Below are 10,331 nucleotides of genomic sequence, written 5' to 3'. Positions count from 1 at the left end.
ACTTCTGTGGAAGTCATGCCTGAATTGGATGATACCATTGAAGTTGATATTCGTGATGATGATATCAAGATGGACACTTTCCGTTCAGGTGGTGCAGGTGGTCAGAACGTCAACAAGGTTTCTACCGGTGTGCGTTTGACTCACATTCCAACAGGTATTGTTGTAGCTTCAACGGTTGACCGTACACAATACGGAAACCGTGACCGTGCGATGAAGATGCTTCAAGCGAAACTCTATCAAATGGAGCAAGAAAAGAAAGCAGAAGAAGTGAATGCTTTGAAAGGTGATAAGAAAGAAATCACTTGGGGAAGCCAAATTCGCTCATACGTTTTCACCCCATACACTATGGTTAAGGATCATCGTACAGGCTATGAAGTTGCCCAGGTTGATAAGGTAATGGATGGAGATATTGAAGGCTTCATTGATGCCTACCTCAAGTGGCGTATGGAAGAATAGTAATGATATACTGTTTTAAGTATTTAGATACTTTATCTCAATGAAAGGAAGACATTCAGCTATTTTAGTAGTTGAATACTGACATTATGGCTCTTATTGAATTAAAAGATGTTACTAAGAAGTATGATAAGTCGACAACTGCCCTAAGACACATTGATTTGTCTGTTAATTCAGGGGAATTTGTTTACTTAGTTGGACCTTCTGGTGCCGGTAAATCAAGTTTAATTCGCTTGTTTTACCAAGAAGAAAAATTAACGAGTGGTTCTATGAAGGTAGGGGAGTTTGATTTAACCCATCTTCGTAAAAAAGATGTTCCACTCTTGCGACGTTCTATCGGGGTTGTTTTCCAGGATTATAAACTTCTTCCAAAGAAAACAGCTTTTGAAAATGTTGCTTATGCGATGGAGGTCATCGGTGAGCGCCCTCGTCACATAAAAAAACGTGTCGCAGAGGTTCTCGAATTGGTTGGACTTAAGCACAAGATGCGTTCTTTCCCTAACCAATTATCTGGTGGTGAGCAACAACGTGTCGCTATTGCGCGTGCTATCGTAAATAATCCAAAAGTTTTGATTGCGGACGAACCAACAGGGAACTTGGACCCTGAGATTTCTTGGGAAATTATGCAAGTTCTTGAACGTATTAATCTGCAGGGAACGACCATTTTAATGGCAACCCATAACTCAACTATCGTTAATAACCTTCGTCATCGTGTCATAGCGATTGAAGAGGGACGTATTGTTCGTGATGAAGAGGAAGGAGAGTACGGTTACCATGATTAGACGCTTTTTCCGCCATTTAGGAGAATCTATTAAGAACCTCAAACGTAATCTATTGTCTACTCTTACGGCGGTATTCTCAGTAATGATTGTGCTGTCACTTTTAGGTGTTTTTGGTTCTGTTATTCTTAACACTCAAAAATTGGCTTCTGATATTGAAAAAATATTCAGGTCAATGTGTACTTGCAGCCTGATTCGACGGATGCTTCAAAAACTGTTAAAGAGATATCTGGTCAAATTGTTGCCAATAAAGACTACCATAAAGTTTATGATGCATTGACCAAGATAAAGGGTGTCGATAAGGTTACTTTCTCTAGTAAAGAAGAACAAAAGAAAGAACTCATCAAAACAATGGGGTCAAGTTTCGAAACAGCTACTGGAGATGGAAACCCTCTATCAGATGTGTACATTATTCAAACTAAAACACCAGATGATGTGAGTCGTGTTGCCAAGGAAGCTAAGGCTATTCAGGGGGTTGATAATTCTAACTTTGGTGGCTCAGATAGTGAAATTCTGATGTCTACCATGAAACGTGTTCAATTGTGGGGAATTATTGCGACAGCTCTCTTAACTGTTGTGGCTGTACTCTTGATTTCTAATACCATTCGTATCACCATTATGTCACGTGCGACTGAAATTCACATCATGCGTTTGGTCGGTGCTAAGAATTCTTACATTCGCCGTCCTTACTTGATGGAAGGTGCTTGGATTGGTGCATTAGGTGCCATCATTCCTTCTGGCCTCATCTATCTTTTGTACCACATGGTTTATTCAACCTTAAACCCTGATTTTGTTAAGGGTGGTGTCTCTATGTATGATCCAGAATGGTTTGTCTACGCTGTTATTGGAACCCTCTTTGCAGTCGGTATTATTATCGGTTCAGTTGGGTCTCGTATGGCAATGCGCCGTTATTTGAAATATTAATGCAATTAAAGGAGAACCGTTCTGGTTCTCTTTTTTCGATCCAGAATGCTTCATGACACCTAAATTTTTGCTTTATCTCAAAATCATGGCTCAAAGACCAAATCCAATCTCAGATTTGGTATAATATTTAAAAAACATTGGAAAAGAGATGCATTATGACAAAGTTAGCTACCATTTGTTATATTGATAATGGAAAAGAGCTTTTGCTCCTACATCGTAATAAAAAGCCTAATGATGTTCATGAAGGAAAGTGGATTTCTGTTGGGGGAAAACTAGAAGCTGGAGAGACACCAGATGAATGTGCTCGTCGTGAAATTCTCGAGGAAACACATTTTACAGTGACAGAGATGGATTTTAAAGGTATGATTACCTTCCCAGAATTTACCCCTGGTCATGATTGGTACACCTATGTCTTTAAGGTGACTGGTTTTGAAGGAGAACTCATCTCAGATGAGGAGTCTCGTGAAGGAACGCTTGAATGGGTACCTTATGATAAGGTTTTGTCTAAGCCAACTTGGGAAGGTGACTATGAGATCTTTAAGTGGATTCTTGAAGACAAACCTTTCTTCTCTGCTAAGTTTGTTTATGATTCCAACCAGAACTTGGTAGACAAGACTGTGACCTTTTATGATAAATAGGGAGAAACTATGAAGCGAAAAAAGACAGAAAATTTTTCAGAAACTTGGTTTTTAAATGGGTTTTGAATAATCAGGCTGTAGTGGCCTTTTTAATATTACTGTTGATTGGTTTGACGGTTTTGATTTTTACCAAAATTAGTCCTATTTTCTCACCAGTCATTGATTTTTTGACAATCATCATGTTGCCTCTGGTTATTTCTACGCTCCTTTACTATTTGATAAAGCCTTTGGTTCTCTTAGTAGAAAAAACTGGTTTAAGTAGAACGATGTCTATCTTGGTCATCTATGCTATTCTCGCCTTACTCTTAGTTTTGGGAATCTCAACAGCTATTCCTAGTTTGCAAAATCAGATTTTGATTTTGATTAGAAATACACCGTCTTATATTGCCCGAGCTAATAGTGAAGCTGAACGCTGGCTAAATCTCCCTTTTCTTTCCAATTACCGTGGAGATTTAGAAGCTATGCTCAGTGATTTCTCAGCGAGAATGGTTAACTATGCTGAAAATTTCTCTTCATCAGCTTTGACTTGGGTAGGAACCTTTGCTAGTACTGTGGCTAGGGTTACGGTTGCTATTATTTTGGCTCCTTTCATTCTTTTTTATCTCCTAAGGGATAGTCAAAAGATGAAGCAGGGCTTTGTGTCAGTGTTACCCACTCGTTTTCGTGAAACGACTGTTCGAATGCTGTCAGATATCAATAATCAGTTAGAAGGTTATGTTCAAGGCCAAGTTACAGTTGCTATCGTCGTGGCCATTATGTTTTGTATCATGTTTAAAATTGTGGGTCTTCGATATGGGGTGACTTTTGGTATTATGGCAGGTTTCTTAAATATGGTTCCCTACCTTGGAAGTTTTCTTGCCATGGTACCAGTTGTTATTATGGGGTTGGTACAAGGTCCCGCAATGTTAATCAAGGTTCTCATTATTTTTGTCATTGAGCAAACCATTGAAGGACGTTTTGTTTCTCCACTTGTTTTGGGTAACAAACTCAGTATTCACCCTATTACTATTATGTTTATTCTTCTGACGGCAGGTTCTCTTTACGGCGTCTGGGGCGTATTATTAGGAATTCCAATCTATGCTTCCGTCAAGGTTGTTGTTAAAGAGATTTTTGATTGGTACCGGTCAGTAAGTAATCTTTACCATGATGACAAAGAAATTGAAGGACAAAAAGAAGATGTTAAATAGTGAGAAAATGGTTGCCTCTATTGGTAACCAAGATTTAGATCATGCGGATAAATATTTTAAGAAAGCTCTGCAAGAAGATCCAGCTGAAGTTCTCGTAGAGTTAGCTGAGTACCTTGAATCTATCGGTTTTTTACCACAGGCTCAAGAAATTTATGAAAAAGTTCGTTTTGATTTTCCAGAGGTCAATGTTAATCTAGCTCAAATTGCTGCTGAAGATGGTGATATTGAGAAGGCTTTTCTCTTTTTAGATGCTATTCCTGAGGACTCCGAGGATTATTTGTCTGCTTTAGTTGTGAAGGCAGATCTATACCAAATGGAGGGGTTAACAGATGTAGCCCGTGACAAGTTGCTAGAGGCGAGTCAACTATCAGATGACTCCATTATCATTTTCGGTTTGGCTGAAATGGAGTTTGAACTTGGAAACTTTGAGCAGGCTATTCATTATTATGCTAAACTTGATAACCGTGAGCTTCTTGAAGCTACGGGGGTTTCTACTTATGAACGTATTGGTAAAGCTTATGCTAGTCTTGGTAAGTTTGAAGCTGCTCGAGAATTTTTGGAAAAAGCTATTGAAATTGAATACGATGATACTATTGCCTTTGAATTAGCGACACTACTTTACGATCAGGAAGAGTATCAAAAAGCTAATTTTTACTTCAAACAGATTGAAACCATGTCTGCAGACTTTGAGGGGTATGAGTATATTTACGCCTTATCGTTACATGCTGAACATAAAACCGAAGAAGCTTTACGGATAGCACAACAAGGAATTTCTAAAAATACCTTTAATGTGCAATTACTTTTGTTAGCGTCACAGTTATCCTACGAATTGCACGATACTCAGTCTGCTGAATCCTATTTGAAGCAAGCCTTGCCGCTAGCTGAGGATCAGGACGAGATTGTTTTACGTTTAAGTACTCTCTATTTGGAAGAAGAACGTTACGATGATCTCGTGGCTTTAGCCGATTACGAATTTGATTCTGTCTTGGCCCGTTGGAACATTGCCAAGGCTTATCAAGCACTTGATGATGAAGAGAAAGCCTTTCAAATTTATCAAGACCTATCTACTGATTTGTCTGATAACCCTGAATTTTTACAGGATTACGCTTATATCTTGCGCGAATTTGGCTACAGAGATCAAGCGCGTGTTACGGCGGAAAAATATCTTTCCTTGGTTCCAGATGATGTTAATATGCAAACATTTCTTGATGACAATTAGTCTTTGAAACTCTTGAAAGCATAAACTCAATAGAGGATGTGATAGTTAAGTCTGTTCACTTCCTCTTTTTTATTTGTCTATTTATGTTATGATTTTATTAGAACCCATAAGGAGTAGATATGGTTAAGAGAGATTTAATTCGAAATATTATTATAGCAGTTCTTGCCATCGTAGTGATCTTGTTACTGAGGTCTTTTGTTTTTTCAACGCATCGTGTGACTGAAAATCAGGCAAATAATTATATCCATGCAGGTGATTATGTTACCTTCAATAAAAACGTTGAACCGAAGAAAAAGATTTTATCCTTTATACCGTTAATGGCAAGGAATACATTGGACGTGTTATTGCCGGTGAAGGAAAGAGCGTAACAGCTATGGATGATTTTCTTTATGTCAATGATAAGCCAATTGAAGAAAATTATATTAGCCACGATAAATCAGCTTATTTGGCTACTGTTTCGCCTGGGAATTTTTTCACAGATGATTTTTCAATTGCAACGTTGACCGATAACAAGCAAACGAAGATTGAAAAGGGACAATACCTAGTATTAAACGATAATCGTCGAAATACAAAAGATAGTCGTAAGTTCGGACTTATTAAAAAAGACCAAATTAAAGGTGTTATTTCTTTCCGATTGTACCCTCTGTCACATTTTGGTTTTGTTGATGTTGACTAATATTCTTTAATGACTGAAAAAGCTAGGAACTTTTGTTAAGTTTCTAGCTTTTTTGCGAATATATAACTGGTAATTCATTTTGATACTGGGAGCTATCGTCAGCTAATTTAAGACTTAACTTAAATAGAATTGAAGTGAATTAACGGAAATATATCAGTAGAAAAGGAAAAGAATATGCAAGAAAAAATGTCTTAGGATTTAAGAAGAATAAAACCTATGGATTATGTGGCGTTATGTTAACCATGTTATTCTTAGGGACATGTGGTGTGACAGCAGGAGCTGATGAAGTAATGGAAAATCCTTCAAATGCTAATGCTACTAAGCCAATATCAAAGGAGCAAACGACGAGTTCAACGACTGTTTCAAATTCTGAGACTGTACCGAAAGGAGAAAAGCAAACCTCAGAAGTTACTTTTGAAAATTCGTATACGACAGTGACAGCTGAGGCTTCATTTAACACTGTTGACCAAAACTCAACGGAGACAGTATTTCAAGATAAAGCAGATTATATAGTAGCTTCTAATTTGACCAATAATTCCGTGACTAGGAGTGCTTATCAAGGGCCAGATAGTGTTGACAGTACCAGTGAGAGCCAAAGTCATTTTCTTAATGCTATTAAACAGGGAGCTATGGATGGAGCCAAGGAAGGAGTGCTCCCATCAATTACGGCAGCCCAGGCAATCCTAGAAAGTGGTTGGGGCAACTCAAGCCTTGCTCAAGCACCTAATCATAATCTCTTTGGCATTAAGGATTCGGATGATTGGGGTGGTGATACGGTAGTGGTACCAACTCAGGAATATCTTAACGGTCGTTATATTACCATTAACGCTGCCTTTAGAAAATATTCATCGTGGAATGACAGTGTTGTAGATCATGCAAAATTTTTCACCAGTACAGAGTGGCGAAAAAACAATTATAGAAAAGTTATCAATGCAACAGATTATAGGACTGCTGCCCAGGAACTAAAAAATGCTGGATATGCGACAGATCCAGGGTATGCAGGCAAGCTTATTCGTTTGATTGAAGCATATAAGCTCTACGAGTGGGATGAAGAAAGTAATACTGCGATTAACATCAGTGACAATCCGATAGAAATTCAAAATAATCCAAAAGCAGAGCTTGCCATTACAGGTTTGAACAATGCTACTGGTAGCTATGATCTTGTCATTTCAAATTTGGTTGCACCATACGGCTTCAAAGAAGTTCTAGTTCCAACCTGGTCAGAAAAGAATGGTCAAGATGATATCATCTGGTACAAGGCAGCTAAACAAGCTAATGNTACTACATTTTAAATGATGGGGCACAAGTTGGTGTAGGAGGGACAACGACAACAGTTGAATTCCGTAATGCTAAGACTAAAACGCAAACCTATATCACTAATGTTAATTCAGAAGCTGGTAGCTTCACTGTAGTGGTAGATCAGGCACCTCAAGGGCGTCAAATTCAGAAAATTCGAGTGGCGGTTTGGTCTGAGAGCAACCAAGGAAACCTTTCTTGGTACGATGCTACACCGACTGGAACACATACAGAGGTCAATGTTTCTACAGTCAATCACAAGAATCTTGCTGGAAATTACACGACTCATGTTTATGTTGATTATACAGATAATACAGTAGAAGGTTTTAACCTTGGTCAAACGTCACTTTCTCCACGTAATCGTCGTGTTGAGCCACAAACGACTTATTATTCTCAACGTGACCCTCGCTGGGCTTCTAAGTGGTATGGTGTCAGCAACATGGACCAATCTGGTTGTGTCCCAACATCATTGGCGATGACTTTTACAGATATCTTGGGAACAACTGTAGCACCAACAACTGTTGCAGATTACTTGTATTACAATACAAATTCATTCAATAAAACATCAGTTGCTGGTACTGATGCGGAAGGTATTGTCTCAGCAAGTAAAAACTGGGGGCTTAAGAGTAACATGCTTTCAAGCATCTCTAGTATTGCTTCTGCTTTGTTATCCGGTCAACACGTTCTTGCTGCGGTAGGAGCAAGTCAGTTTATCAACTATCCATATACTCATGAAATTGTTCTTCATGGCTATGATAATGGTAAAACTTATGTACGTGATCCATTTAATGCTGCAAATAATGGCTGGTATTCTTTGGATTACATTCATGGTGTTAAGAGTACAGATCCAATGGACACTAAACTTGGTGCACCATTCTTCTCAATCTTTGCTTAGTTTATTAAATGAAAAGTCTTCAGAAGTGAATTTCTGTGGGCTTTTTATCGTTCCTATTGTATATTCTTGGAACTATATCAATCAATTGTCAAAATCTTTTATTTTGTATTTAATTCCTTGTTATTATGATGAATATTAGATTAATTAACCTGAATTGAGTAGTCTTTTATTTGAAAAACACTTATTATTTTTTCATTTTTGTTATTTTTTTAGAGAATTATCACTTTTCCTCTATTCGTAAGACAGTTTCTGTGGTAAAATGATTGACGTATAAAAAGTGTTAAAGGAAAGTTAAATGCGAACTAAAGATTTTATCTACTATGCCAGTGCTACTGTTCTTATGGCAGTAACCACTCAAGTGGCTAGTGCCGATGAGGTAGCCACTCAAATACCTACCGTTGCTGAAGGTAGTCATTATCAAGCTGCAACGGCAGCTGATATTTTTGGAGGTGAAGGAGTTCTGGTTAAGGACGCACCGTCATCATCAGCAGCATCCACTGTGGCAACTCCGTCAACCGCTACAAGTGAAGTAGCAAACTCAAGTACTCCACAAGTCAGTCAATCAGTGGTAGTTTCAACTGAAACTTCTGAATCAAGGACAGTCGCTTCCGAATCAGTAGCTAAAGTAAGTTCGGTAGCAAGTTCAGAAAATACATCTACTTCAAGTGTTTCAGAGGTATCAAGTGCAGCTTCGACTGAGCCAGAAAGATTGACTCACTCGGTATCAGGTCAAACTGCAGATGCCTTGCAACCTAAAGCAAATTTTTCAATTGAGAATAACAATCAGACGACTGGTACCTTTGATGCAGTTGTGCGTGATATTGTCGCTCCTTTGGGTGTCAAAGAAGTTCTCGTACCATCTTGGAGTTTAGCCAATGGCCAAGATGACCTGATTTGGCATAAGGCAGCTAAGCAAATGGACGGCTCTTATCGTGTGACCATTAAAGCAGTTGATCACAAGGGGGAAGCCGGCAATTACCGTGCAGATGCCTATGTTGTTGATCTAACAAATAAGAGACATTATATTGCTATATTGCTGAGAAAGTAGTCTCCGTTAATTACTCTCGTCCAAGTGCAAGTCTCGTTATTGAAAACAATAATGCGGTTACAGGTACCTTTGATGCTGTAGTGAAAAACATCATTGCTCCTACAGGTTTAAAAGAAATCCTTGTACCGTCATGGAGTTTAGTCGGTGGTCAAGATGATTTAATTTGGCACAAGGCTACGAAACAAGCGGACGGTTCGTACCGTGCGACTATTAAGGCAAGCGACCACAAGCATTCAACTGGTAACTATCGTGCCGATGCCTATATTGTAGATAACTTTAACAAGCGTTTCTACTTGACTGAAAAAGTGGTGGAAGTTAGTCAATCTCGTCCCAGCGCAAGCCTAACGATTGAAAATAATAATGTAGCTACAGGCACTTTTGATGCTGTGGTTCGAAATATTGTTGCACCAAATGGCTTGAAGGAAATCTTGGTACCGTCATGGAGTCTTGTTAATGGACAGGATGATTTGGTGTGGCACAAAGCGACTCGCCAAGCAGACGGTAGCTATCGTGTCACCATTAAAGCGTCGGACCACAAACATTCAACGGGTAAATACAGAGCGGATGCTTATCTCATAGATAATGCTGGTAACCGCCAGTATTTGACTGAGACTGTGGTTGAGGTTAGTGAGACTAAGCCAAGCGGCAGTATTTCTATCTTAAATAACAATGGTGCTGGAACTTTTGATGTGGTCATCAGCGATGTCTATAGCCCTAAAGGTGTGCGTACGGTTCAGGTACCTATCTGGTCTGAGACTGATGGTCAAGATGATATTCGTTGGTATGAAGCCACACGTCAAACAGATGGCAATTACAAGGTTACTGTCCAAATTGCCAACCACAAAAACGTAACTGGTCTTTACAATGTTCATCTTTACTATATCCAAAACGATGGCTCACAAGTTGGAGTTGGGGCGACTCAAACAAAAGTGACCTTATCGGAACCTAAAGCAGACCTTGCCATCACAGGTTTGAACAATGCTACTGGTAGCTATGATCTTGTCATTTCAAATTTGGTTGCACCATACGGCTTCAAAGAAGTTCTAGTTCCAACCTGGTCAGAAAAGAACGGTCAAGATGATATCATTTGGTACAAGGCGGCCAAACAAGCTAATGGAGACTATAAGGTAACCGTTCGTTCAAGCAACCATAAAGGTGATAGCGGTCTCTATAACTCTCATGTCTACTTGGTTGATAATGATGGTAAATTCATTGG

At 38.9% G+C, this 10,331-nt stretch carries 5 protein-coding genes and 5 pseudogenes; all 10 read left to right on the top strand.

Annotated features, from left to right (window positions below):
- Positions 1–456: peptide chain release factor-like protein (locus tag HSISS2_RS03765; protein ID WP_042766978.1), on the top strand; the 456-nt coding region annotated here is incomplete at its 5' end.
- 86 nt (positions 457–542) lie between these two features.
- Positions 543–1,235 (top strand): cell division ATP-binding protein FtsE, encoded by a 693-nt coding sequence (gene ftsE, locus HSISS2_RS03760; protein WP_008534508.1) that lies wholly within the window; start codon positions 543–545, stop codon positions 1,233–1,235.
- Positions 1,228–2,156 (top strand): annotated as a pseudogene (gene ftsX, locus HSISS2_RS03755) (permease-like cell division protein FtsX). Before ftsE ends, ftsX begins: the two are co-directional and overlap by 8 nt.
- 155 nt (positions 2,157–2,311) lie before the next feature.
- Complete coding sequence (locus tag HSISS2_RS03750) at positions 2,312–2,794, top strand: 8-oxo-dGTP diphosphatase (RefSeq protein ID WP_008534510.1); 483 nt, start codon at positions 2,312–2,314, stop codon at positions 2,792–2,794.
- 9 nt (positions 2,795–2,803) lie between these two features.
- Positions 2,804–3,981 (top strand): annotated as a pseudogene (locus HSISS2_RS03745) (AI-2E family transporter).
- A complete protein-coding gene (locus tag HSISS2_RS03740) occupies positions 3,971–5,200 on the top strand; it encodes a tetratricopeptide repeat protein (protein WP_021145469.1) in 1,230 nt (409 codons plus the stop codon). The pseudogene HSISS2_RS03745 and the gene HSISS2_RS03740 overlap by 11 nt, the downstream one beginning before the upstream one ends.
- Positions 5,201–5,319: 119 nt before the next feature.
- A pseudogene (lepB, locus tag HSISS2_RS03735) lies at positions 5,320–5,876 on the top strand (signal peptidase I).
- A 152-nt stretch (positions 5,877–6,028) separates the two neighbouring features.
- Positions 6,029–7,154 (top strand): annotated as a pseudogene (locus HSISS2_RS12165) (glucosaminidase domain-containing protein); the annotation flags it as partial.
- A gap of 1 nt (position 7,155) precedes the next feature.
- A partial coding sequence (locus HSISS2_RS11685) for a GBS Bsp-like repeat-containing protein (protein WP_240472051.1) occupies positions 7,156–8,067 on the top strand: 912 nt, incomplete at its 5' end.
- A gap of 295 nt (positions 8,068–8,362) precedes the next feature.
- Positions 8,363–10,331: pseudogene (locus tag HSISS2_RS03720) on the top strand (GBS Bsp-like repeat-containing protein); the annotation flags it as partial.

Source organism: Streptococcus sp. HSISS2 (genome assembly GCF_000448665.1).
Classification (GTDB): domain Bacteria; phylum Bacillota; class Bacilli; order Lactobacillales; family Streptococcaceae; genus Streptococcus; species Streptococcus raffinosi.
The sequence above is the reverse complement of the archived record's forward strand: the minus strand, read 5'-3'. Positions and strand labels throughout refer to the sequence as shown.